Source organism: Shewanella sp. MMG014 (assembly GCF_018100775.1).
Taxonomy (GTDB): Bacteria; Pseudomonadota; Gammaproteobacteria; order Enterobacterales; family Shewanellaceae; genus Shewanella; species Shewanella japonica.
Map to the genome: position 1 here is coordinate 111,228 of NZ_JAGJDZ010000011.1, position 25,508 is coordinate 136,735.

Annotated in this window: 18 protein-coding genes; 10 read left to right on the forward strand and 8 right to left on the reverse strand. The window is 40.2% G+C overall.

The genetic code is table 11. The features are described from left to right. The first annotated feature begins 312 nt into the window (after window positions 1–312). Both J8L86_RS16915 and J8L86_RS16920 read left to right on the forward strand, forming a co-directional pair. Window positions 313–2,241, forward strand: a complete 1,929-nt coding sequence (locus tag J8L86_RS16915; RefSeq protein ID WP_247663491.1) for an EAL domain-containing protein — start codon at window positions 313–315, stop codon at window positions 2,239–2,241. 208 nt (window positions 2,242–2,449) lie between these two features. Further along, window positions 2,450–2,926 carry a hypothetical protein gene (locus J8L86_RS16920; RefSeq protein ID WP_211031087.1) on the forward strand — a complete coding sequence of 159 codons (477 nt, stop codon included), beginning with the start codon at window positions 2,450–2,452 and terminating at the stop codon, window positions 2,924–2,926. Window positions 2,927–2,996: 70 nt separating this feature from the next. On the opposite strand, the gene J8L86_RS16925 is transcribed toward J8L86_RS16920, so the two are convergent. Further along, window positions 2,997–4,463, reverse strand: a complete 1,467-nt coding sequence (locus J8L86_RS16925) for a carbon starvation CstA family protein (RefSeq protein WP_065109980.1) — start codon at window positions 4,461–4,463, stop codon at window positions 2,997–2,999. A 1,044-nt stretch (window positions 4,464–5,507) separates the two neighbouring features. Between J8L86_RS16925 and J8L86_RS16930 the strand changes: the two genes are divergently transcribed. The 4 genes from J8L86_RS16930 to J8L86_RS16945 all read left to right on the forward strand — a co-directional run bounded on the left by J8L86_RS16930 (window position 5,508) and on the right by J8L86_RS16945 (window position 12,447). Continuing rightward, complete coding sequence (locus J8L86_RS16930; protein WP_211031088.1) at window positions 5,508–7,322, forward strand: polysaccharide lyase family 7 protein; 1,815 nt, start codon at window positions 5,508–5,510, stop codon at window positions 7,320–7,322. 469 nt (window positions 7,323–7,791) lie between these two features. After that, the gene (locus tag J8L86_RS16935; RefSeq protein WP_211031130.1) at window positions 7,792–9,825 is read left to right on the forward strand and encodes a TonB-dependent receptor; all 2,034 of its coding nucleotides are present in this window, start codon (window positions 7,792–7,794) and stop codon (window positions 9,823–9,825) included. An 8-nt stretch (window positions 9,826–9,833) separates the two neighbouring features. Then, window positions 9,834–10,373 carry a YfiR family protein gene (locus J8L86_RS16940; protein WP_211031089.1) on the forward strand — a complete coding sequence of 180 codons (540 nt, stop codon included), beginning with the start codon at window positions 9,834–9,836 and terminating at the stop codon, window positions 10,371–10,373. A 4-nt stretch (window positions 10,374–10,377) separates the two neighbouring features. After that, window positions 10,378–12,447 carry an EAL domain-containing protein gene (locus J8L86_RS16945; RefSeq protein WP_211031090.1) on the forward strand — a complete coding sequence of 690 codons (2,070 nt, stop codon included), beginning with the start codon at window positions 10,378–10,380 and terminating at the stop codon, window positions 12,445–12,447. Between the two features lie 32 nt (window positions 12,448–12,479). Here J8L86_RS16945 and J8L86_RS16950 read toward each other — a convergent pair whose 3' ends face one another. Both J8L86_RS16950 and J8L86_RS16955 read right to left on the reverse strand, forming a co-directional pair. Then, a complete protein-coding gene (locus J8L86_RS16950; RefSeq protein WP_211031091.1) occupies window positions 12,480–13,442 on the reverse strand; it encodes a sodium-dependent bicarbonate transport family permease in 963 nt (320 codons plus the stop codon). Continuing rightward, complete coding sequence (locus tag J8L86_RS16955) at window positions 13,436–13,651, reverse strand: hypothetical protein (protein ID WP_211031092.1); 216 nt, start codon at window positions 13,649–13,651, stop codon at window positions 13,436–13,438. Before J8L86_RS16955 ends, J8L86_RS16950 begins: the two co-directional genes overlap by 7 nt. Window positions 13,652–13,825: 174 nt before the next feature. Here J8L86_RS16955 and J8L86_RS16960 point away from each other — a divergent pair, with 174 nt between their 5' ends. Then, window positions 13,826–14,773, forward strand: coding sequence for a LysR family transcriptional regulator (locus J8L86_RS16960; RefSeq protein WP_211031093.1), 948 nt, complete (start codon window positions 13,826–13,828; stop codon window positions 14,771–14,773). 14 nt (window positions 14,774–14,787) lie between these two features. Here the strand turns inward: J8L86_RS16960 and J8L86_RS16965 are convergent, their stop codons facing one another. The 5 genes from J8L86_RS16965 to J8L86_RS16985 form a co-directional block, all read right to left on the reverse strand. Next, window positions 14,788–15,321 (reverse strand): hypothetical protein, encoded by a 534-nt coding sequence (locus J8L86_RS16965; RefSeq protein WP_211031094.1) that lies wholly within the window; start codon window positions 15,319–15,321, stop codon window positions 14,788–14,790. Between the two features lie 499 nt (window positions 15,322–15,820). After that, window positions 15,821–16,771 (reverse strand): hypothetical protein, encoded by a 951-nt coding sequence (locus tag J8L86_RS16970; protein ID WP_211031095.1) that lies wholly within the window; start codon window positions 16,769–16,771, stop codon window positions 15,821–15,823. A 623-nt stretch (window positions 16,772–17,394) separates the two neighbouring features. Then, a complete protein-coding gene (locus J8L86_RS16975) occupies window positions 17,395–18,897 on the reverse strand; it encodes an FUSC family protein (RefSeq protein WP_211031096.1) in 1,503 nt (500 codons plus the stop codon). 82 nt (window positions 18,898–18,979) lie between these two features. After that, window positions 18,980–19,843 (reverse strand): HlyD family secretion protein, encoded by an 864-nt coding sequence (locus J8L86_RS16980; RefSeq protein ID WP_211031097.1) that lies wholly within the window; start codon window positions 19,841–19,843, stop codon window positions 18,980–18,982. Window positions 19,844–19,867: 24 nt separating this feature from the next. Beyond that, window positions 19,868–20,071, reverse strand: coding sequence for a DUF1656 domain-containing protein (locus J8L86_RS16985; protein WP_211031098.1), 204 nt, complete (start codon window positions 20,069–20,071; stop codon window positions 19,868–19,870). Window positions 20,072–20,477: 406 nt separating this feature from the next. Between J8L86_RS16985 and J8L86_RS16990 the strand changes: the two genes are divergently transcribed. From J8L86_RS16990 to J8L86_RS17000, 3 genes are all read left to right on the forward strand, one after another. Continuing rightward, window positions 20,478–21,365 (forward strand): LysR family transcriptional regulator, encoded by an 888-nt coding sequence (locus J8L86_RS16990; protein WP_065109968.1) that lies wholly within the window; start codon window positions 20,478–20,480, stop codon window positions 21,363–21,365. Between the two features lie 421 nt (window positions 21,366–21,786). Further along, complete coding sequence (gene aspT, locus J8L86_RS16995) at window positions 21,787–23,490, forward strand: aspartate-alanine antiporter (RefSeq protein ID WP_211031099.1); 1,704 nt, start codon at window positions 21,787–21,789, stop codon at window positions 23,488–23,490. Window positions 23,491–23,581: 91 nt separating this feature from the next. Further along, the gene (locus J8L86_RS17000; RefSeq protein ID WP_211031100.1) at window positions 23,582–25,198 is read left to right on the forward strand and encodes a bifunctional aspartate transaminase/aspartate 4-decarboxylase; all 1,617 of its coding nucleotides are present in this window, start codon (window positions 23,582–23,584) and stop codon (window positions 25,196–25,198) included. Window positions 25,199–25,508 lie beyond the last annotated feature (310 nt).

The following is a 25,508-nucleotide window of genomic DNA, read 5'->3' on the forward strand; positions in this document are numbered from 1 at the left end:
CGATTTTTATCAATTCTTTCTCAAGGTAATTTTTACACAGTCGATAAAAACTTAACGTTTCTTTACCCCGAAACAAGCTTGCAAATATTGCATGCTAAACACCGCTCTTCACGTTTTTACAATTAGCTCCCCTGCTAAAGCCCACTCACAAGCAAAAACAAGGTAAACAACTAATTTTATTAGACTTTTAATCACTTAACATGTCACAAACAATTGTACTTACAATGGTTAAACTATATAATAACGCAATTAACCTTGTGCAACATGTCACTTACATGGCAATGCAATCCATCAAGAATATGAAATTTGTTTATGACTAAATTATCTAAGTTTACCTTTACCATCGTCAGCTTTATTTGCATGCTGTACGTATTATTGGTGCTAAGTTTTAATCATGGATTGCAAGGTATTCATAGTAATATTTTCCATCATAAAATTACTCAAATCCCATTGAGTGAAGCCAGTAACCTACCCACTCATTGGCAAAAGTTATTATTTATTGATAACAACTTGGTTCAATCAGGCCAGTATTACTACGCCGTATTATCTAAAAAATCAGATGTACTAGAAGTCGTCAAAATTAAAGATGTACTGAGTGAGATGATGATGTTCAGCAATATTCCATTATTGCTATTGGCTTTTTTAGCTTATTTGATTCCCTTTTATATAAAATCACGTTCCGATCGTAAAAACAGTGCATCATTGAGTTTTATTAACAACGAAACCAATAAATTACTCAAAAGTTATAATATCGCTCCGCCTGAAAATGACGGACAAAATACCCTCTCGTATATCAGTGTGGCTCTTAATGAATTAAACAAACACGTTAAGCAGCAAACCACTCAGAATTTATTAGGAATATACCAAGATAAATTAACAGGGCTAATAGACCGTCACGCCTATCTAGAACACCTTGAGAAGCAATTAGCACTGGCAGAAAAAAAGCAGAAGAAGCAAGCCCTACTATTTATCGATCTTGATGGTTTTAAACAGGTTAATGACTCTTTTGGTCACAGCTTTGGTGATGAAATCTTAATTCAGGTCGCTCAGCGTTTAGCCACGGTTGTTCGCAATCAAGGCTTAAGTCAAATTAGCGAAACCGTAAAACTCGAGCTCAATTTATCACGACTTGGCGGTGATGAGTTTTCCATTTTTATCGAAGACTTTGAAGATGAAAATCGTGCCATTGATGTTGCCCAAAATGTACTACATGAGATTGAACGTGACTTTGTACTCGGTAATAAGGTGATTAAAATTGGCGCCAGTATTGGTATTGCCACATATCCTGATAGTGCTTCTAGCCCTAACACCCTATTACAAATGGCTGATGTTGCCATGTACCGTGCTAAAACGGATGGCCGAGGTATTTTTAGAGTTTACTCGCCAGAAATGGGTAATAAAATTAGACGTTACCATTACTTGATTGAAGAGCTGCGCCTTGCTATTGCCAGTCAAAGTTTTACTTTGTCGTTCCAACCGATTGTGAATGTGGATGATTTCAGCATTGATTACTTCGAGTCACTAGCTCGTTGGAATCATCCTGTTGAAGGCCCGATCTCACCTGCCGAATTCATTCCTATCGCTGAAGACTCTAACCTCATTATTGAGTTAGGTAATTGGATCTTGTTTGAAGCCTGCCGCCAAATGTCCGCGTGGCATAATGCAGGCATGAATAAAGTCAAAATGTCTGTCAACATTTCTGGGATTCAATTAAAACATTTACCCGTTTATGAGTGGGTGATGGACACGTTAGCGAAAACAGGCTTACCTCCAACCGCTCTTCTATTGGAAATCACTGAGTCTTGCTTGATCCATGCTTCAGAAAAAATCATTGATGATTTAGAGCGCCTTCGCCAACAAGGCGTGCAGATAGCCATTGATGACTTCGGTACCGGCTTTAGCTCATTATCTGCGTTAGGTAATCTCCCCGTAGATATTATTAAGATTGATAAACTATTTATCGATCAAGCGACTATCAACCCAAAATATGAAAAAATTCTTAATTCCATTAGTGACTTAGGCAAGCAATTAGATTTAAAAATAGTTGCAGAAGGTGTCGAGGTCGCATCGCAATTTGAACTAGTTAAAAATCTAGGTATTCATTGCGTGCAAGGATTTTTAATTAGCCGACCAGAATCATCTTACAATGTCGGCTCCAAGGTTATTCGCAATAATCTAAATCATATTGCGCTCACAGGAACTGGAGTTTGTACTCCTAAATCACCTACAGAAGCGGCCTAAGCCACTTTATTTAGTAATGCCTGCACAACAACCTAAACTCACTTTACTCGCCCCACAGCCTTACTTGAGGCTGTGGTAACTTGCTTTAACACTTCACTAGCGCTTTAAAACATCCTCTCTACTGATTTTTTACTGACCAAGTCTGCTAGATTAATCACTAGCACAACAACGATGCACCATAAATCCATCTTCAAGGAGGAGAGGAACCATGAGTCTTACAGCCAGCCCCGCTAAAAAAAGAAAAGGCATTTATAAATTTGTGGTCCATGAAGATGTGGTATTCCACGCAACTACAATTAAGCAAGCATTCAGCCAAGAAGACACGTTTTTAGAGATCAATACCGCTGGCGATATCACTGTGAAAGGAAGCCGTGAAAAGGGTTATGCTTGGGATGGTTGCACACCAAAAGTGAATTGTTTTGATTTATGCTTACTGGGTGTACCAGATGGTCGAAAACTGGTTAATACAGGTAAACCTATCACCTATTACGCTTCGATGGTTCATGACGTTTTGTGCCAGTACCGGCATGAGATTCCGATTACTCGAAAACAAGCTGATGACGTGTTTTTGTATTATTTGGGGGACTTTCAGCTTAGATATCTTTATTACGGATTTGTCAGGATATTTAGCATATTTTCTGATATGAGCGAACGTCTCAAAGCGTTCATCAGCAATAAAACGTAAAATGACTTCTAGTGCGAACAAATACAAAAAAGGACTGCAATTGCAGTCCTTTTTGTTTTTCTTATCGAGGTTATTCAGTCACAGGTTTGCGTTTATTATGGGCAATGATTAACCCAATTAAACAAACGATACCGGTGGCAATCCCGACAGGTTGACTTAATGATTGTGGTAAACCAAAACCAATACCCGCAGTCATAATATAAGATACGGTGACACAAGTACCGACAATCGCAGGCAAGCTCACAATCCAGTGGAAAGTTCCACGGTCAAATAAGTACTTAGTCGCCAACCATAAAACACTGGTAGAAAGCAGCATATTTGAGAAGGCGAAGTAACGCCAAATCAGCGAGAAGTCAATCTTAGTCATGAAGTAAGCAATCACTAAAATTGGCAATGCCACAAGTAAACGGTTACGTATACTTTGCGGAATTTTAAATGCATCAATAATGGTTAATCGTAATGAACGGAATGCTGTATCACCAGACGTGATAGGGAAAATAGCAACAGCAATAATTGCCATAATACCACCCGCAACACCTAAGTAGCTGGTTGCAACTTGATTAACAACAAGTCCAGGACCACCAGCATCAAGAATACTCTTAAGTTCTGCATATCCACCAGGGAAAGCCGCAATACCAGCAGTTGCCCATACACAAGCAACAATGCCTTCTGACATCATTGCACCGTAGTAAACTGGGCGCACGTATTTTTCGTTGGTTAAACAACGCGCCATGATAGGGGCTTGAGTCGAGTGGAAACCACTAATTGCACCACAAGTAATGGTCACAAACAGCAATGGCCATACAGGTAGTCCATCTGGGTTTGGCTCTAATAAATCATTGTTGTAATGGCTATGGTCAAAGTAAGCGAAAATATCGCCCATTTCAGGTAACTGAGGAGCACTAATTAATAACGCCACCGCAATAGATGTCGTCATTACAATCATTAATAAACCAAATAACGGGTAAAGTTTAGTAATGATTTTATCGATAGGCAGTAAGGTCGCTAAGAAGTAGTAACCTAAAATCACTAATACCCAAAAGACGTTATTGGCTAAAATAGTGCCTTCAAAATAGTCAAGGTTACTTAATAATCCTGCTGGGCTCATAATAAATACGACACCCACGAAGAACAATAACATTGCCGTGAATATCAGCATGACACCTTTAAAGTAAACATTAAAATAATGTCCAGCAATTTCAGGTAAACTCTTACCGTCTTCTTTGATACTTAATACACCAGAGAAGTAGTCATGAACCGCCCCACCAATGATATTCCCCAGTACAATCCAAACAAGTGCAATTGGGCCATATAAGGCACCTAAGATGGGACCAAAGATTGGACCAACACCTGCAACGTTCAAGAATTGAATTAAGTACGCTTTTACAGGGTGAACTTCAACATAGTCGACACCATCTTCAAAACGTTGTTGTGGGGTTTTTGCGTTGGGATTAATGCCTGCTTGGCGTTCTACAAAAGGGCTGTAAAACTTGTAAGCGAGGATCAATAACGCAATACAAATGAGGAAAATTAGCATTTTATTGAGCCATCCGTAACTGTGTAGGGTATTAGAATAGCTTTGAGTGTCATGCACTACGTGCCATTGGTCAAGTAGCTAGACCTTATACTAAAGTAGGGGTTGTCAGGCTATATGCCTTATTCGAAGGCGAATGTTGGTTAATTGTAAATTCAAAAAACCTTCAATATATTACCAAACAAGCCAATGCTAGGCACATGCACTAGCCACAAGGCTTTTACTAGCAAAAGTGCCATACCCGCCTCGTTTAGCACGATTGCAAGTGCCAAAAATGTTAATTAAATTTTCTTTCAAAACAGTTAATTCTGTCACACTCGATTAGGGCGAAAATACGTACAACTAATGTCCAAAAATTAGATCAAGCTCTAATAAAAAATGATTAATCCAGCGGCGTATTATTGCAAAATGAACTAACTCACCCGCTAAACGATTACCTCGTCAGTGATACCAGCAGACTGGATACACTAGCAATTTGACGCTTAATCAAAGTTGAGCGATTTTCGCTTAACACTTTCTTCCGCACTATCAAGCTCAACATTGTCACTCTAAACCTTACCAGATTGTGAATATGCAGAGACTTTCCTGATTAACAGTTAAAGAACCGTTCAAAAGCATAAACCTACCTTACCAATCTGACTTACAAAGCAAAAAATAAGCAATAGCTTATATAGTTATTCTAAAATGATATAAGAACCAGCCATGTAAATAACAAGGCTATAAAAAATATTCATCCCCTTTAAAATCAGAAACCTAGCACGTGACAACAATATAAAACCTATTCAATCCACTTTTGATTATAACCAATTTACGTTATTCAGATACAAATAAGTTTTACAAATTGGTAACAAGATCATATAACCGGTAATACCTAATGCTTCAAATAGTGTATTACATTACTGAGGTCATTTTATGTATTAGGTAGCAACAACTTATTCAGTTGTATTCGCTTTTCATACAATGATCTGATCTAAATGCTGAGATAAAGTAAGAGATTTTACTGAATAAGTTGTTAACTCAAATGGGGAAACGACCTAAGGTACAAAAATGATAAAACATCATAAAAAGCATAAACTTGCCATTACCCTGGCGACAGCACTTACTTGCACTTTCAGCTGCGGTGTTGTTCACACTGAAACCATCAACATTAACAACCCTAGCTTTGAAAATAGCTTTGATGGCTGGACCGATATCGATCCTTCATCCGTCTCTGGTGTGGCTTATCAAGGCAGTAAATCAGCAAAAATGTCTGGAAATAACGGCAGGGTTGAACAAAACGTCACTGTCGATGCCAATAGTAACTATACCCTTACAGCGTATGTGTCTGGTGGCGGAAAGCTAGGGGTTTCAGGCAGCGGTGTCAGTGAATCAACTACGGTAAGCACAAGTGAATGGCAACAAGTCAGTGTGTCATTTAATAGTGGCTCAGCAAATACTATCACTATTTATGGAGAGTATTTTGGTAGTGAAGGTCGCTTTGACTCATTTGGATTAGAAAAAACATCAAACAGCACAGAGCCTACAGAACCCACAGAGCCAATCACACCAGTCACCTGCACAGGTAGCAGTGCGTTAACCATTGCCTCAGCAACCGATAATGGTAGCAACGATGGTCATGGACCTGCGAATACCATCGACAATAATTTTGGTACTGAATCACGCTGGTCATCCAATGGTGAGGGCAAAACCATTATTTACGATTTAGGTGTCCAATCAGAAGTTAAATCTGTCTCTGTAGCATGGTTTAAAGGTAATGAACGCTCATCTTACTTTGATATTGAAACATCATCAGATGGCAATAACTGGATTTCCGTCTTAGCTTCAGGGGAGTCTAGCGGAAGTAATTCTGGCCTTGAAGAATATGATGTTACTGATACAAGCGCACAGTATGTCCAAATCATAGGCTATGGCAACTCTTCAAATACATGGAACAGCATTGTTGAAACCAAAATCAATGGCTGTTCTGATGGCAGTGCGCCAACTGAGCCTACAGAACCCAGCAACCCTGTAGGAAATTTAGACCCTGACTTACCACCGTCAGGTAACTTCGAGTTAGTGGATTGGACATTGGGTGTGCCTGTTGATGAAAACAACGATGGTAAGTCAGACACCATTAAAGAAATTGAATTATCCAGTGGATATACTCGAAGCCCGTACTTTTACACCGCAGCAGATGGCGGCATGGTGTTCAGATGCCCTATTGATGCACCAAAAACCTCTACTAACACCAGTTATGCTCGTACTGAGTTACGTGAAATGCTGCGTCGCGGAGATACCAGTTATAGCACTCAAGGTGTCGGAGGCAATAACTGGGTGTTCAGCAGCGCTCCTTCATCAGATCAAAGCGAAGCAGGTGGTGTCGACGGTACATTAGAAGCAACGCTTGCCGTCAACCATGTCACCACCACCGGAGATAGTAGCCAAGTTGGACGTGTGATTGTTGGGCAGATCCATGCTAATGATGACGAACCTCTTCGCCTTTATTACCGTAAGTTGCCATCGAATAGCAAAGGCTCAATTTACATTGCCCATGAACCTATTACTGGATCTGAGCAATATTACGAAATGATTGGTTCTCGTAGCAGCTCAGCTTCAAACCCAGCTGATGGTATCAGCCTTGATGAAAAGTTCAGTTACCGAGTCAAAGTGGTGGGTAATATCTTAACCGTAACAATAATGCGCGAAGGTAAAGCTGATGTTGTTGAAGAAGTCGATATGAGTGCAAGCTCTTACGATGCTGGCAATCAATACATGTACTTCAAAGCGGGTGTTTATAACCAAAACAATACTGGTGACGCAGATGATTATGTTCAAGCGACATTTTATAGTTTGAGCAATAAGCATGATGGGTATGCCTATTAATCAATAACAGATTGAAAGCTGACTCATTAACATATTGAGCATATAAACAAGTGGAAACTCATTTAAACCATTCAAACGGTCTACTCTGCCTGACTTAGGTTGATTGTTTTACTATTGATTTTATTGAGTCCAGCGGTCTACGTTGTATCTGACTTAAAAGCCAACAAAAATCATTTGTTGGCTTTTATTACATTCACGCCTCAAGAAAACGCAAAAAGACGATGTTTGATATACACTTATTGGTAACATCAACATTGGTGTCAGCATCAACAATACTCAAACGTTCAGCTTGGTCAATGTTTTAGCCGATCCACATCGCAAAAGGAAATAATTTCACCATACGAGACTGCTAACATTTTCTCAACATGATAAAGTAAAATGTAACAACCGCACACAATGCGCCATGAAGTAATTCGTGCATATATAGACTGTCGGAGATGCAATATTGAGAACACATTTACCTTTTTTAATGCCTCTAGTGATTTTGTCACCAATGACTTATGCCGCAGGTTCCCTCGATGATTTAGATTTAGAGTCGCTGATGGCGATGGACATTCAAGTGACATCGGCAATGAAACGATCTCAATCCGCATTTGACACTGCCACCTCAATTTATGTCCTCAGTAAAGAACGAATTACCCACTCCGGCGCAACCTCTATTCCAGAAGCATTAAAAATGGTACCCGGCCTAGTTGTACGTCAACTTGATAACAATCAGTGGGCAATTTCAGCGCGAGGAGTTGCATCAAGATTCTCCAGTAAAATGTTAGTCATGATTGATGGTCAAAGCCTTTACACGCCACAGTTTTCCGCGGTGTACTGGGAAACGTTAAACGTACCGCTTTATGATATTGAACGCATTGAAGTCATTCGTGGCCAAGGTGGACAGCTTTGGAGCAGTAACGCCAACAATGGCGTGATTAATATCATTACCAAAAACAGTTTAGATACACGAGGTTTATATGCTGATGCCGCCAGTGGCAGCCAAGTTAATATTGATGCAAATATCCGTTATGGTAATGACATCAGTGATATAGGCAGCTATCGGGTTTATGGTCATGTAAAAGATGGTGACGCATCTGAAAAAGGCTTGGTACTAGAGCCTAATGATGTCACTCAGCAGTACTCGTTTGGTGGGAGGATGGATTTTTCAACCAGCGACCATTGGTCAGGTTTCGTGCAAGGCGATATAACTGAATCAAAATTGGGGCAAAATTATCGAGGTGTGATTGATGACACTAACCGAAACATCACTTTTACCGACAAACTAGAGCGAACAGACTCACGGGTCATGGCGCGACTTGAAAACAGAATGTCGGACTCAGCGAATCAAATGCTGCAAGTATCCTGGCTTAATCAATCTGGCTCGCAAACCTACCTACAAGAAGAGTTCGAATCATTTGATGTCGACTATCAGATGAACTTTATTTATCAAGCATTACAACTCGATTGGGGTTTAAATTACCGCTACAGTACCATTTCTTTTGAAGACAGTTTATTCCTGCATAGCGACAAAGAGTTCGATAACCTGCAGCAATATGGTGGCTTTATACAAGCTCAGTTTGCTCTTATTCCAGAGGAGCTTGACCTTGTTCTCGGCACAAGAGCCGAGCACAATGACTTAACTGATTGGGAATACCAACCATTAGCAAGGTTATTATGGAAACCACAGGACAACCAAGTGTTATGGAGCGCAGTATCTCAAAGCGTTCGTATTCCATCTTTAATTGAATTTAATGACAATTACGCGATTAATGGTCAAAAAGTCAGTGAGGTTTTACCTTTTTCTACAGGCATAGAAGCGATTGATGAATACCATATCAAAACCTATTTAAACGGTAACGATGACGTTGAAGCTGAAACATCGTTATCCTACGAGTTAGGTTATCGATTATCACAGCAAACATGGAACCTTGATGTCTCGCTGTATCATACCGAGACTGAAGATGTTGCCGTTATTGATATCAACCCTAATGTTGAACAGTTTTACCCGGCCCTTGCCCTATTTCAATCGGGCCAGCTACAGCAAGCATTACAAGCCTTAACGCAAACGACAATTCAATTTGATATTGTGTCGACTGCCGACCTAACAACCCAAGGTGGCGATATCGTTTTATCTTGGGTACCTGCAGATATGTTTAACGCTGAACTTGGTTATAGCTATAACACCTTTGAGTACGACCTTCCTGAAAATACGTTTCCGGCCATTGGCAGAGACTCTACGACTCGACAGATTTTCGCTAAAGCCGATGTTCACCTATTTGACAGCCATAATATCTTTGCCACTGTCAGAGTAGAAAATAGCGATGCATACCTTACGGAAAACTACACCTTGTTAGATTTAACTTGGAATTGGGCAGTAAGTCAGCATTGGGGAGTCTCAGTCACTGGGAAGAATTTATTTGCTGGTAGTCATCTTGAATATGCAAACCGACAAGAAACTTACACAATCCCCAACTACATAGATGAAAGCGTGCTGTTCAAAGTCACAGCTAATTTTTAAATGAATTAATGCATAAAATCACTCAGCTTCTGCATGTATTACTATTCTCATTTTTGCTATTCTCTAGCCAAAGTGCAGCTGCTGCTGAGCAAGAATACGCACTTAAAGCCGGCTTTTTATATAATTTTGCCCGTTACGGTGAATGGCATGACAGTGCATTAAGTCCTGATAAATTTGTCATATGTAGCCCTGATGCATTATTTACAGAAACCGCCAAGTCAGTATTAAACCAACGCTCAGTCGATAAACGCCCGATTACTATTCGACATATTCAATTTGAATTAGAGCAAGTGAATCAATGCCAATTACTTTTCATTTCATCTGCGTCGCTTTCTGATTGGTTAAGCTGGCAAAAACAGCAAGACTATATTGCTGAAAACACAATGGTTGTGGGCGAATCAAAGGGGTTAATTGAGGCTGGCGGACATATTCGTTTTTTCATTGCTAGCGGTAAAATCAGGTTTGAAGTCTCCCCGCAGCAATTACAGCAATCCGGCATCACTATGAGTTCTAAAGTACTGCGACTTGGTCGCGTGCTGGAAAGGTGATGTGATGACTAAATTATTCTCAATGAACACCATCAGCAAAAAGTTACTCATGATTTTAATGGGGGTGTCTTTCGCCTCCATTATCACAGTCACTTTTGTGTTCAGTGCTTACGAATTAACAACCGCAAAACGAGAACAAATTGATGGGCTAAGTACATTAGCTAAGATGATGTCTCCTAATATTACTGCGGCGGTATTATTTGATGATCAAGATGCCATCAATGAATTAATTACCCCTATCTTGCTTCGTGGTGACATTGTTTCAGTGACAGTGACAGATAACCAAGGCAACGTCATTGCTTTTGTCAGTCAAGAAACCGATGACTCCAATAGCATACTCAGCACTGCGCTAAATGTGACACAAATTAGTAATGCGCTGACCTTAGATGGACAAGAATATGGCCAAATTCAAATATTAGCCGATGACAGCTACATCAACACCCGAGTGAAGTTTTACGGTCAATTTATTATTATTTTATTGATATTCGCACTCGGGATCAGTTTTTCAATATCGTTAATTTTACGTCGACGCTTTTTAAGCCCTATTTTACATCTAGCCACCATTGCAGAGCGAGTGTCTGACTCAAACGACTATAGCTTACGCGCGAAGGAGCTATCCGATGACGAGGTCGGAAAATTAAGCTCGCACTTTAACGACATGCTTGAAACCATTGAGCAACGGGACAAACGCCTAGAAAGCCAAGTAAAAAGTCGCACTGAAGAACTTGAAAGCGCCAATGAAAAGTTACACCAATATGCTTATCAAGATGGCTTAACAGACCTACCTAATCGCCGTTATTTTTATGAAAAACTTCAGTCCTTAATTGACACTGACAATATGATTTTCGCATTAATCTTTATTGACCTTGATGGCTTTAAAGAGATTAACGATACCCTTGGTCATGACTATGGCGACTTACTATTACAGCAAGTCGCTAAGCGCTTGAAAAACTGTGTAAGAGGCCATGACACTGTCGCTCGCCTAGGTGGCGATGAATTCACATTAATTGTTGAAGGCATCAATGATCAGCGCCGCGCTAGCGAAATTGCAGAAGTCATCAAAAACAGCTTAGTGCAGCCAATCACCATTAAAGATGAGCAGGTTTATATTACCAGCAGTATCGGATTGACCTTCTATCCAAGCGATGGGGAAACCATAGAAGATGTGGTCAAGCATGCCGATCAAGCCATGTATTTATCAAAAAATAAAGGCCGTAATCGTTATGAGTTTTTCTCATTCGCCATGGAAGAACAAGCCCTTGGTAAAAGACGATTAACTGAGGAGTTAAGGCAAGCTGTAAAAGAAGAGCAATTCCTATTAATGTATCAGCCTATTCTTGATATTAATGGCTCTGTAGTCAAAAAAGTCGAAGCCTTAATTCGCTGGCAGCACCCTGAACTCGGCATAATAGAACCCGATGATTTTATTACTCTAGCTGAAGAGAACGGCTTAATTGTCGACATAGGCAATTGGGTGCGTAAGCAAGTCATTGCCGATGCAATTGAGTTTTATCAAACCAGTGGTAACGTCATTCAAATTAGTGTCAATACATCCCCTATTGAAATAGATCGTTCTGGCACATGGATTGACCAATGGATTTTAGACTGTAACAAGTCCAAGCTTCCCCATGGCTCGTTTCTCATTGAAGTCACTGAAAATACCTTAATGACACCGGACTCATCAATAAAGCAGCAATTAAAACTGCTCAATAACAACGGCATCAAAGTCGCTATTGACGATTTTGGCATAGGTTATTCGTCGTTAGCCTATTTACAAGAACTCGATATCGACATCATTAAAATTGATCGTTCATTTATCACCAACATCACCACCAATGAGAGCAGTGCAGCCCTAGTCAGAGCAATCACGACAATGGCACATAACATAGGTGTTAAAGTCGTCGCCGAGGGTATTGAAACACCTGCTCAGCAACAGTTATTAAAACAGCTATCATGTGATTATCTACAAGGGTTTATGTTTTCAAAACCGCTCACTAAAGCAGAGTTTTACCGCCTCTATGTAAAAGGCTGTGAAGATATCGCTTCAACTAGCAATAACCTTTCATCCCATTAAATAGTTTCCCTGCCATCGCAGTAATGGGGGCGTTAATTGACAAACCACAGTGTCATCACGGTATACACAGGGATCCCAATCATCACATTAAACGGAAACGTAATCCCCAAAGAGGCACTAATGGATAAACTATGATTTGCATGTGGCAATGCGACTCGCATCGCCGCGGGTACGGCAATATATGACGCGCTTGCCCCCAAGACTGCAATTAATATCGCCCCGCCACTTGAAAGCCCCATCAACACTCCTAAACCACAACCTAACACACCACCAATGAGCGGCATTGCCATGCTATAGGCTAAAATAAAGCTTCCAGCTCGCTTAATATCTTCTAAACGACTTGCTGCAACCATGCCCATTTCCAGTAAAAACAATGCCAATACACCATTAAATAAACTAAAAAATACTGGTGTAATTGATTTAATCTCATCGGCAGCCACAAACCCAATCACTAAACTGCCCACCATCAACACTATCCCTTGATTGAAAAACATTTCATGTAATAAGGCTTTACTAGCGTGGTTATCATTTTCCTCTTGGGCTATTGATTTTTTCTGCCTAAACAAACTCGGTTTGGCCAGCATAATGCCCACCACAATTGCAGGCATTTCAAGTAGGACGACAAATAACGGGATGTAAGCTTCATAGCGTATATGCTGACTTTCTAAATACGCCACGGCAACAGCATAAGTGCCAACACTCACCGAACCATAATGTGCAGCGATTGATGCGGCGTCATGACGTTCAAACAAACCGATATAATACAAAATAGCAAAGGCAATAAACGGTAGTATCAAGCCAAAAGCTAATATGTATAAAGACTGAGTAAATAATGTCCATGACGCGTGTTCAGCCAGTGCCACGCCCCCTTTTAACCCAATGGCAATCATTAAAAACAGCATTAAGGCTTGATAGAAACTTTTAGGGAAAGCGATTTTGGTTCCTGACAAAACAGCAAAAACACCCAACAGAAAAAAACCAATGTTAATTAACATAATTCGTTTTTATCCTTTATAACGGACTGAGCTAAATCAGGTGTTTTTAGCTTATCTCGGTCTAAATATGCAGTAAAAAAACTCAATAGAAACAAGCCTAATCCAGCAGCCATTAACCCTAGACCAACAGCGTCTGTTTTTGCGACCCAAGCACCGAGCAACATCATTAACACTGCCACCACCACACAAAACACCCATTGCCTATCCATCATGTCCACCTCTGCTCAATGATATTTATGACGGCATTATGACAACAGATACAAATAGATAAAAATTGATATTACCTATAGGTTAAATAGACTATTATCTATATTAGATTTTAAAGTAAGCTTACAAAGCAAATTGAATCGAAAAGTAATCGTTCACATCTAAGAGTCGTTAACATGCAATCAAGGTTACACGCCCACATTGGCACCATCAGGCAATTAGAAATTCTGTTAGCTGTTCATGATAAAGGTGGCATAAACGAAGCCGCTAAAGCATTATTTCTGACTCAGCCAACCGTCTCAATTCAAATGAAAAAGCTTGCTGATGCTGTCGGTGAACCCATTTACCGCTTATCAAATAGAAAGCTTGTCTTTACCGATGTTGGCCTAGAAATGGTCAAAACAGCGGTAGAAGTATTAGACAGTTTTGCCAGACTCGATATGTCGTTAGGCAATTTACGTGAATGTAAAACGGGGACGTTACGTATTGCCGTTGTCACGACATCCAAATATTTTATTCCGCATTTGTTGGGCCCTTTTTGCGAGCAGTTTCCTGAAATTGATATTCAATTAAATGTGGGTAACCGTGAACAAACCATTGAGCGTTTAAAGCAAGGTATTGATGACTTTTACGTATTCAGTCACCCACCAATCGATGCAGACTTTAACAGTATTGAATTATTACAAAACCCACTGGTCGCCATTGCACATCAAGATCATCCATTAGCAAAACAGCCACACGTTAGCTTAACGCAATTATGCCAAGCCCCCTTTTTAATTCGAGAAACAGGTTCGGGCACGCGTCATGCTATTGAAGGGTTCTTTAAGGAGCATGATGTGACTCCCAATGTAAAGATGACCATTGAAAGTAATGAAGCAATTAAACATTGTGTGATGGCAAAGCTAGGTATTTCTATATTGTCTGCCCATACCCTGACATACGGCGGACAACATGGCTTGGTTCGTCTTCCTGTCAGCGCTTTACCCATTAATGCAAAATGGTTTTTTGTTTGGTCTAAATCAAAAAGACAAACCTTAATCGCGGATCAATTCTTAAATCATGTGCAAACCAACGGCAGACAATTACTTGAAGATGAGCTTCAACGAAACGGCATTGATACGTAATCGAGTTAATGCCGTTAATTGACACTGTAACCTTTGCCTTCTAAACACGCCGCTCGTGCTTGATAAAAGTTATCTTCTCCAACTGTACTAGCTGCTTGTGCTTGCTGCTCAGCAGCTTGCTGTTGTTCGGCTTGTTGGATTGATGCGCGGCGGCTTTGTCTTCTTGCCGCCACTGCGCCTATTGCAGCACCGTTTTGTGCGGCATTGCTGCGGTCATCATCTCCTAGTTCAGCAATCATCGCCCCTGTTGCTGCCCCAGCTATCGCACCACGCATACCCGACCCTCGCTCAGCTGTTGGTTCAACTGCTTGAGCCGCTTGTGTCGTCGAGGGTGCTGCATTTGGCTCAAAGCCTGTTTGAATCGTCGCCCAGGTATCACAGCTGGATTCATCCGCCGCTTGCTGTTCTGTGCTTTGGTTTTGCTGAGGAAATACATATTGGGCGGCCAAACTGTGATTTACCGTTGATAAGTTAATCGCGGTGGCAAACGCAAAAGTCGACAATATTCCAGCAAGTGTAGTCAGCGACTTTTTGTAAGTAATAGGCATCTTATTTCCTTTTTGCGACGTATTTGATGAACAAATAATCACCTATTTATCACTGCAATAGTTATCAATTTACGCCAGATGAGCAATAACTATCTCAATAATCAATAAAGGAACAGAATCAGCGAAAGAGGAAGAAAATATATTTAAATACTAGAGCCTGTTGATCTTTGCTGGTTAAGCTTTGTTCGAAATAAAAGCGTTTTAATTGAGGCGGATGGATTGATGCCTAGTCATCTAAGCACTTCTTTTTTAAAAAGATGCATCCAACAAAGAGTAAAACGCTTTTACTCGAACCCTTTGGGCAGCGTTTGTTGGCCATTTTTACTGCGTTATTGACTTTTTATGTAGAATAACTACACCACAAAGTCTCTTCCTTGTATAAATGGCCAACAATTCGCTGTAAAAATAACCTTGAAAGTTCAACAGGCCCTAGAAAAGACAGACATAAAAAAACGAACCTTGGTTCGTTTTTAACTTCATCCTTTCATAATTACACCCGTTAACAGAAAACCAATGCCGACCCCGCTGCAACATTTCTTATGGCAAGTATTTTTTTCCCGTGTACAAGGCAACATACATAATCTAGGCGTTTACACACACTTTCTTGTAATCTAGCTTTGATTTTATCAAGATCAATACTTTGTTCTTTATATCGGTAAAACTTATGTAAGTAGATTATTGCTAGACGTTTTTTGGAAACGGTTCCGACATGCACTTTATCAAGAGAACGAAAGTAATAAGATAAATACCTTCTCTTGCGCGCCGCTTGGTAAAAACGAGCAGAATCAATATCACCTTCCCTGAATGCTAGAATAATGTCTTTTAATAAACCTATATCAGCCAATGCTCTTGCTATTCGGTGCCCAACACCAGGTAATCGATAACTGGCAATACAGCTTTTGAAGCTGGCTTTATGATTAGCATCAGGTTTGTATAAAGGGTCATAAATGATGGTCAAAGGCGTTTTGCACTCACTCGCATTGAGATGGGACATATTGCCTTTTTGCAGTTGAAAATGCTTCTCGAGTTTAGGGTCCCAAGGCGCTGCAGGCTGCCAATAGGTACTCACCGGCATTAACAGTAACGCTTTATCCAACTTTAGCGTGTCGGCATGAAAGGCGGTAGCAAAGCCACCTTTACTCACGCCATAGCCTATTCTTTTCGGGAATTGCTGCAGCGCGAGTGACAATTTTTGAAGAAATTGCGCGAAAATAAAAGAATCAAAATAATGATCGTCCCCACCAATATGATTAAAGGCGATAATATTCATTTTCCGCTTGCTAAAAAATTGAAAGCTCCAAGCCTGCTTATCGGCATCAACTTGATCTTGTGTTAAAGCTTGGCAGTTAGGTGGGAAAGTCACCATCACGGGTTCATTCGTATCAAAAATATGATACTGCACTAGTACATTATCAACTTGTAAACGAACAGTTTGATGCTCAATAAGCATGGTGTTATTCCCAACTCAGCACACATCATCTCTATGAAAAAAACGAAGGAACAATATAATTTGTTGGCATGCTACAAGAGTAATTTGAGAATTAAAGCGTTATTATCTTTAATGTTAACCGAGGGTAAAATGCGTAAAAAGCAGCGTAGGTAAAACAGTTTTTTGTTAAGTAGAGTAAAATTAAGCTCAATAAACAATCACATCTTATTAAGCTTAAAGGCGCAAAAATTAATTGAAGTTAACATTTAGAAGTCAGCTTTTATGGCTTTTCTAAATATGGCTTTTTCTAGCCCAATGACAAAATAAGCCTAGCGATTATTAAGTCACTAGGGCCTGTTAATCTTTGCAGATTAAGTTTTGTTCGAAATAAAAGCGTTTTAATTGAGGCGGATGGATTGATGCCTAGTCATCTAAGCACTTCTTTTTTAAAAAGATGCATCCAACAAAGAGTAAAACGCTTTTAGTCGACCCCTTTGGGCAGCGTTTGTTGACCATTTTTACTGCGTTTTCGACTTTTTATGTAGAATAACTACACTACAAAGTCTCTGCCTTGTATAAATGGCCAACAATTCGCTGCAAAAACAACCTTGAAAGATCAACAGGCCCTAGACTCATCAAATTGTTTAGCCCTCTTTGCACCAAGCAATAAAAAAGCGAGTAACACCTACAGCTAAAAATACCTGCACGAACATATTAAGTGAGGCGGTAATATCAAAGCTCGGCGTGAGATACAGTGCGCTCATGGTTAATACAACTAATAAATTCCCACCAACCACTTTTTGAACAGCGAGTTCTGGTGTTGAACATACCCGCCAAATAATCAGTAAATTTATAAAATAGAATGCCGCTAACTGCCAGATTTCAGTCAATGCTGGCATGATGAACGTATATTGTAGTAGCACTAACGTGCCTGTTACGCACATCCCAACCAAGGCTTGATCCACGATGATCTTTGGCATCGCAATAAGGTTCATAGCAAATACTGCCGCCAACATTGGGAACATATAACCATTTGGCAACGGCACATATATCCATAAAGCAAAACTGGCCATTAGCGACACCATCACAATCGCCGAGTCTTTAAGCCGTGTTGATAATGGTATTGGATTATTCCATTGCTTAATAACATGTTGCCAATGACTCGTAATGTTAATCTTTTCTACTGCACCAAAAGATTTATTAACTTGGCCTGCTGAATTGTGTAACGCATGCCTTGCCTCTTGAATTAAGTTAACCGTGTTATTAATCTCAGCCAGTTCCTCATTAAGCTCAATAATTAATGCTTCATTCGCAAGTTCACTAAGTAAAGTGCGACCCTGTTGATGTTCAGAGTCAGATGGGTACTTTGTGTTATTCACTAATGGCGCCGCTTTATCTAACCAAGCTTGTAATTTAATAATGGCTTCATCGCTAGCAAGAGTCAGTTTTCTCCAGTGCTTACGCTGTTGTGACAGCTGATAACTACCTGCAGCAGGTAAATCTAAAATTAAACTGTGAGACTTAATATTATTCGACATTGCCAATAATCTTGCTTGATAGTCAGCTATTGTCTCTTGGGTGTAGGCTCTTTTACCACTAACACATTCAATCAACTCCACCAGCAAGTCATGTAGCCCTTTTGATGTGCTTTTTTGCTGATCGTAAAACTCTACCTCTGAATTCATTGGCCATAAAAATTGATATACCAATGAAAATACAACAACCCCTAATATGGTTTCTTGCAGCCTTAAAAAGATTATCTTGACTGATATTGCATCATCAAAACTGCCCATAAAGCTAATTAATGCACAGACAACAAATGCGATTCTGAAAAAGTAACCATTCTTACGATCATAAGACATGGCAGTAAATAAGCCACCCAGAAGTATAAAACTGCCAATAAACAGAAATCGATCTTGAGCAAAGAAAGCAACCATGCCAATTGCCAAGCTTGCACCAACAAACGTCCCCATAATACGATTGTGAGCCGCATGAATGGAATGGCTAAATGATTCATTTGAAGCTAAGGTCACGACTGTGACTGCTGCCCAGTAGGGTTTATCCCAGCCAAAAAATATTGCCAGTACAATTGCGCTGGTAAAGGCTAACGAAACCTTAATCGCTTCTTTCATTGCGCGACTTAACATTTTTTATCCCCAATTTCAGTGAGTATCACAACCAACTCATGCAGCTCAACTCACCGATATAAACGGTTCGGTTAACCTGAAATTAAACGCCGGTGTATATTTGTACAGATGCCGTTGTACCCACTCGCAGTTGCACATTCTCAGGCACTTGCTCTAGATGCAATTTGACAGGAATGCGCTGTGCGAGACGGATCCACTGAAAGTTAGGGTTCACGTTTGGTAATAATGTATTGCCCGTGCTGCCATCTGATTTGGCGATACCGTAACCAATACTTTCTACTTGAGCATTAATAGGGCTATTTGGATTCATCATTAAAGTGACTTGAGCTTTGTCTCCAATATTGACGCCTTGTAAGTCCGTTTCTTTAAAGAAGCCTTCAATCCAAAAACTATTTTGATCAATCAAGGCTACAACAGGATTGTTTGCCACAACTTGGGCGCCCTGTCTTAAATTCAAATTAGTGATAAATCCATCGGTAGGAGCTGTGACATGGGTATAGGCCATGTTAAGTTCAGCCTGCTCTACAACAGCATCAGCAGCAGCCAAGTTAGCCTGTGCGGTTTGCACAGCATTTTGAAAGTTGTTTAAATCAAGTTCAGATACCGTGCCATGCTTACGGCTTTCAAGCGCCATTGCACGGTGATTTTCATTGTTAGCTTTATCTAATAACGCTTTAGCCTGAAGCTGCTTGGCTTTTGCGTTACTCAATTCTGCTTGATACAAACTTGGGTCAATTTCAAATAACAGCTGCCCTTGCTTTACTTGACTATTGTCTTCCACTAACACCTGAGTCACAGGTCCCGTCACTCTTGGGGTTATCTGAATAATATGCGCTCTTACCTGACCATCTCGAGTCCACGGATTAGCGCTATAATCTTGGTATTGGCTTAACACTGCAACGGCAGCAATCGCAACCATCACCAGCGTAGTAATTATACGAAACATAACAAACTCCAAAAATCTGATGAATTAGGTAAATGCAATAAATCGGCTTAATAACACGGTGATAATCGCCACCATGCAAAGCTCGACTAGAGCAGGCATAACGATCACTCTTTGCCAACCGAGTTTGTTTGCAATAAAGACCAACGCGACGGTTATAAAATAAGCCAACATCACAGTAATGAGCAGGGGCGGAAAATACACTTCTCCAATAGCAAATTCATGAGGCATCTGAGTCACCAATAAGGTTATATACGAAAGAGCAAAAACAGAGGACACAATGTCATTTCACTCATTAATGGCATTATTTTATGAGAGTATGGGACATTGCCGAAATCGCTTTGGGAGGACTTGACCCTTCAAGCTAAACGATGACTTTCTGCCGCTTATTAGTGAGGGATGCGTAACCTGATGTAACCAGTCTTTAAACAAGCTGCCTAACACCGCACTCACCCAGTTCACAAACCGATAAAGAATAGTCCGTTCACGGCATAGTGATAGCCAAACAGTATCATTTAGTCTCAAGCTTGATTACACTAAAACGATGAGTAAAAACTTAATTAACTTTGTGTTTAATCTCGTAAAAAATAGCACAGCATCAACTTGCGTACTTAATTGATAAAGGAGCCAATAACCAATGAATTTTAGCTTAGAGCAGTTACGCGCTTTCGTTGCAGTATATGAGCAGCGCTCCTTTAGCAAAGCAGCTGCCAAACTTGAAAAACATCGCACCACTGTCGGTCAAGTTATCACTAACCTTGAAGATCAGGTTGCTGTAGAGTTATTTCATCGAATTGGTAGAAGTGTTGAAGCCACTGAAGATGGTGAGTTACTTTATCAATACGCTAAAACCACGGTACAACAAGCACTGACCTTTGATAAAGTCGCCTTGAGTTTATCTTATGGTGGGCTTGAATCTATCACTATTGCGTATTGCAGTTTTTTACCCCAAGGGATATTAGCTGAAATACGTAAAAGTCTTGATATCGAATTTCCAAGTATGAAAGTTCACTTTATTGTGCGAACCAAACCGGAAATTAAGAAAGGCATTGAAAATGGGACTATCCATGTTGCGATAGTCAACGTTTATAGCAGTAAAATCGTTAATAGCATCGACTTTACGTTTTTAAAAAATTTACAGTTTCTTCTCTATGCTGGTAAAGAACACCCACTAGCAACAACCCCAAAGAGTAAAGCCTTATCCGTGATGAAATCATCACGACAGCTCGTGCTCAAGTCGATGATTGATGACGACATGGAAGAAAAAGTGGTTTTATCAGCCGATTATGAAGCTATAGATCAAATGGCATTGGTAATAAAATTTGTGCAGCAGAATATTGGCTGGGCAGTGTTACCGAGTTCAGTCATCAACTCTCAACTTTTTAAAGAGAACCTCGTGACCTTTGAATGCGATGAAATACAAGACCATTTGAACGTCCCGATTGCAATGTGGTCCCCACACTCAAAACAAGTGGCACCAATTAAAAAGAATATCGTTAAGGTATTCGCCAATTATCAAGGTTAAGCTTTTCAGCACCATTTCTAGCACCAGCTTATTTTCGGATAAGCTGCAATCTTTTTTATCTAAATTTACTCTATTTTCGCCATCTTCAATATTTATCTGCTTTTTTTTATATCTCTTAATGGATATATTTGAGTAAAAAACCTAAACATTCACTTTCGGCTACCTTACCAAGGTTAGAGACTTTATCTCTTATAATCATTAGCTTAAAAATCACTTCCAGTTGTTCATCAAATTTACCAATAATTTATAGAGGGTCTGATCCTTCATATAAGATTAAACATGTTTAATTTATCCCCCTAACATTGCTGCCGAAACCACGCCCCTCACTTACAAGTTCAGTTCTTCGGTGAATTGGTTTGAGTTTCAACTAAATCAGTGAACATTCACTAAAGAACTATTAATTTTTAAGGCAGCAAATACTATGAGCATTATCGAACAACTATTTGCCATATCTCCTTATATCGCTTTATTTATAACACTCGCTCTAGGTTACCTCATTGGTAAAATCACTATCGGCCGCTTTGTGCTAGGTGGTGTGGCAGGAACCTTGATCATGGGTGTACTAATTGGCCAATTCGGAGTTCAAATAGATCCTGGTGTAAAAACCATCTTTTTCGCGTTATTTATCTACGCCGTCGGTTATCAAGGCGGGCCACAATTTTTCAGTGCGCTCAACTTTAGAACCATTAATATCCTCCTATCAGCAGTTGTCATGACTGTAACAGGCTTATTGTGTGTACTTGCTGCAGCAATGATGTTTGATCTTGATAGTGGCACCGCCGCAGGTCTTGCTGCAGGTGGTCTCACTCAATCAGCCATCATTGGTACCGCTGGTGATGCAATATCTCAGTTAGGTAATGTCACTGAAGAAGCCAAACAAATGATGCAGACCAATGTGGCTGTAGGTTATGCCGTTACCTACATTTTTGGTTCTTTAGGTCCAATTTTGATGGTGTCATGGTTAATTCCTACCTTTATGAAATGGGATATCCGTGGTGAAGCAATCAAACTAGCTGAATCAATGTCAGGGGGTAAACCTGAACTGGCACCTGGTGAGTTTAACGCCATCACTGATTTAGTTTCACGTGCTTATAAAGTTGATGAGAATAATCCATTTATTGGCAGAACGATTCAGCAAATTAACAAAGATTATATTGAAATTGCTATCGAAATGATTACACGAGATGGCAGCGACATAGAGCTCGACAAAGCGGTTTCAATCAAGGCCGGTGACATAGTGATTGTTACGGGTCGCCGTGAAGCGATTGCGGGTCATATGGGTGCTGCCACTAGTGAAGTCGCTATTCCGACAGGCACAGTGTTAATCGAAGAAAATCGTCAACTGATTGCTAAAGATGCCAAATTGGTCGGTAAAACCATCGCCCAAATTAAAGCAAAAGCGAATGCTGATACTTATCGCGGCGTGTATGTCACCGATATTATTCGTGGTGGCCACTCACAAGTGATTACTGCTGACTTTTTGGTCGCTAAAGACGACATCATCCAACTAACTGGTAACGCAAAAGACATTAACCGCGTTGAGAAAACCATTGGTAAACGTTTAGGTTCAGCCTTCGCTACAGACTTTATTTTCTTTGGTCTAGGTATGGTTGCAGGTTTATTAATTGGCCTAATCAGCTTCGAAATTGCAGGTATTCCGGTCACTATCGGCTCTGGCGCTGGTTGTTTGATCTCAGGTTTATTTGTGGGTTGGTTACGTAGCCGTAAACCTGCAATTGGTTCTTTACCATTAGGTGCTTCTAACTTCCTACGTGATTTTGGTTTAGCTGTGTTTGTCGGCATTGTAGGCCTACAAGCTGGACCTGAGGCGATTAATACCATTAAAGAACACGGATTAACCTTATTGTTCTTGGGTATGGCAGTAACCATTATTCCGCAAATCATTTCATTCTTTATTTCTTACTACGTGTTGAAAATTAATAATCCAATTGAAGCACTAGCCTGTGTATCTGGTGGCAGAAGCGCAAACCCAGCATTCGCAGCCTTACTTGAAAAAGCAGGTAACGCAACACCGGTTTTTGCTTTCACCGTAACGTACGCCATTGCCAATGTACTGCTCACCCTTTGGGGCCCAATCATTGTCGGCATCATTTCAACTCAATAGTTTTAATTCTGTAAGACGAATTCGGCGAGTGAGTTCAACTCAACTTACTCGCCAACACATTAATTTTATTAAATATAAATAGGTAAACATTATGAACAACCAACACACTGATACAGCAATGGCTATCGACTTCACCCAGTTCGCTAACTTAAGCCCATTTGAGCTAAAAGATAAGTTAATTGAAGTGGCGCAAACAGTTCCAGATCGCACCTTATTAGATGCAGGTCGTGGTAACCCTAACTTCCTAGCAACCCTACCACGTAAAGCATTTCTACGTTTAGGTGATTTTGCATTAGAAGAATCAGAGCGCAGCTATTCTTACTTAAATGAAGGCTTTGGTGGCATCCCTGATGGCGAAGGTGTTGTTGAACGTTTCGATACGTTTGCTAAAGCAAATCAAGGCAGAGAAGGCGTTGAGTTTTTACAAAAAGCCATCAGCTACGCAAAAGATCGTTTAGGCATTGAAAAGCAGTCTTTCTTACACGAATTTGTAAACGCATTTTTAGCCTGTAACTACCCTGTCCCTTCACGCATGCTAACCAACATCGAGAAAGTCGTAAAACAGTACATCGGTGAAGAAATGTATGGCGATATGCCAATGACCACTAACTTTGACCTGTTTGCTACCGAAGGTGGCACAGCATCAATGACTTATACTTTTGCGACAATGGCTAACAATGGCTTACTTAAGAAAGGCGATAAAATCGCGTTAATCACGCCTATCTTTACGCCTTACTTAGAGATCCCAGAGCTAGCTGAGTACGACCTTGAAATTGTTGAGATCCGTCTAGACGAAACCACTTGGCAGTTACCACAGTCAGAAATTGAAAAATTAGCGGATACTGACATCAAGCTATTATGTGTTGTTAACCCAGCTAACCCAGCATCTGTTAAGTTTTCAAACGATACACTTAACCGTTTAACTGACTTTGTAAACACCCAACGTAGCGACTTATTCATCATTACTGATGACGTATATAGCACTTTTGCTGATAACTTTGTGTCTTTGTTTGCCAAACTGCCATACAACACTTTATGCGTTTACTCATTCTCAAAATACTTTGGTGCGACCGGTTGGCGCTTAGGCACTATTGGTATTCACCACAGCAATGTCTTTGATGATGCTATGCGCGCCTTACCTGAAGCACATCAACTAGAGTTGGATAACCGTTACAAAACAATCACGCCAGATCCACGTAGCATCAAATTCATCGATCGTATCGTTGCAGATAGCCGCGCGGTAGCACTAAACCACACTGCCGGTTTAGCATTACCACAGCAAGTGCAAATGGCGTTATTCTCTCTAAACTGTTTAATGGATTTAGAAGATAACTACAAAGCGGCTTGTAAACGTATTATTCGTGAACGTTACATCACACTCTATAAAAACATGGGTGTTGAAGTTGAAGACAACGAAGACCGTGTTGATTACTACACCTTACTTGAGCTAGATACTTTAGGTGGCAAGCTTTATGGTGACGCGTTTGTCACCTGGTTTAAAGAGCACGGTAAAGGTAAAGACTTCCTATTCCGTTTAGCCCATAAAACTGGGGTTATCTTATTACCAGGTAAAGGCTTTGATGTTGTTCATCCGTCTGTACGTGTTTCTCTAGCTAACTTAACTCATTACGAATATGAGTTAATTGGCCGTGAAACTCGCTCAGTATTAGATGACTACTTTGCTGAATACCAAGCCGCTCAAGCTTAATTGATTTAATAAGTTAATCTATTAGCATGACGATAAACGCCAATCATAAGATTGGCGTTTTATTACGTTTATTCAAGCAGGTTTGCCATGCGCTCAGCGCTTAAGTTGTGGTTTATGTGTAGCTTAAACACTTCAAGATCACAGACTACTATGTCTATTATTGATATATCCATACTAAGCGACTATAAGCTAACCATGAATTAGCATCTTAAAAGCTAATACTTATAACACGTAAAAAGTAACTAGCTCAGTCTGCACATCAGACTGTGTATTAAGCTCAATTCAAGCGATAACTGCATCAAACAACTCA

Bases quoted from the DNA above. Each gene is read 5' to 3' on its own strand.
- J8L86_RS16915 (WP_247663491.1), top strand. From the start codon at position 313: ATGACTAAATTATCTAAGTTTACCTTTACCATCGTCAGCTTTATTTGC.
- J8L86_RS17000 (WP_211031100.1), top strand. From the start codon at position 23,582: ATGAACAACCAACACACTGATACAGCAATGGCTATCGACTTCACCCAG.
- J8L86_RS16925 (WP_065109980.1), bottom strand. From the start codon at position 4,463: ATGCTAATTTTCCTCATTTGTATTGCGTTATTGATCCTCGCTTACAAG.
- J8L86_RS16945 (WP_211031090.1), top strand. From the start codon at position 10,378: ATGACTAAATTATTCTCAATGAACACCATCAGCAAAAAGTTACTCATG.
- aspT (WP_211031099.1), top strand. From the start codon at position 21,787: ATGAGCATTATCGAACAACTATTTGCCATATCTCCTTATATCGCTTTA.
- J8L86_RS16950 (WP_211031091.1), bottom strand. From the start codon at position 13,442: ATGTTAATTAACATTGGTTTTTTTCTGTTGGGTGTTTTTGCTGTTTTG.
- J8L86_RS16920 (WP_211031087.1), top strand. From the start codon at position 2,450: ATGAGTCTTACAGCCAGCCCCGCTAAAAAAAGAAAAGGCATTTATAAA.
- J8L86_RS16960 (WP_211031093.1), top strand. From the start codon at position 13,826: ATGCAATCAAGGTTACACGCCCACATTGGCACCATCAGGCAATTAGAA.
- J8L86_RS16970 (WP_211031095.1), bottom strand. From the start codon at position 16,771: ATGCTTATTGAGCATCAAACTGTTCGTTTACAAGTTGATAATGTACTA.
- J8L86_RS16955 (WP_211031092.1), bottom strand. From the start codon at position 13,651: ATGGATAGGCAATGGGTGTTTTGTGTGGTGGTGGCAGTGTTAATGATG.
- J8L86_RS16975 (WP_211031096.1), bottom strand. From the start codon at position 18,897: ATGTTAAGTCGCGCAATGAAAGAAGCGATTAAGGTTTCGTTAGCCTTT.
- J8L86_RS16985 (WP_211031098.1), bottom strand. From the start codon at position 20,071: ATGCCTCATGAATTTGCTATTGGAGAAGTGTATTTTCCGCCCCTGCTC.
- J8L86_RS16930 (WP_211031088.1), top strand. From the start codon at position 5,508: ATGATAAAACATCATAAAAAGCATAAACTTGCCATTACCCTGGCGACA.
- J8L86_RS16965 (WP_211031094.1), bottom strand. From the start codon at position 15,321: ATGCCTATTACTTACAAAAAGTCGCTGACTACACTTGCTGGAATATTG.
- J8L86_RS16990 (WP_065109968.1), top strand. From the start codon at position 20,478: ATGAATTTTAGCTTAGAGCAGTTACGCGCTTTCGTTGCAGTATATGAG.
- J8L86_RS16980 (WP_211031097.1), bottom strand. From the start codon at position 19,843: ATGTTTCGTATAATTACTACGCTGGTGATGGTTGCGATTGCTGCCGTT.
- J8L86_RS16940 (WP_211031089.1), top strand. From the start codon at position 9,834: ATGCATAAAATCACTCAGCTTCTGCATGTATTACTATTCTCATTTTTG.
- J8L86_RS16935 (WP_211031130.1), top strand. From the start codon at position 7,792: ATGCCTCTAGTGATTTTGTCACCAATGACTTATGCCGCAGGTTCCCTC.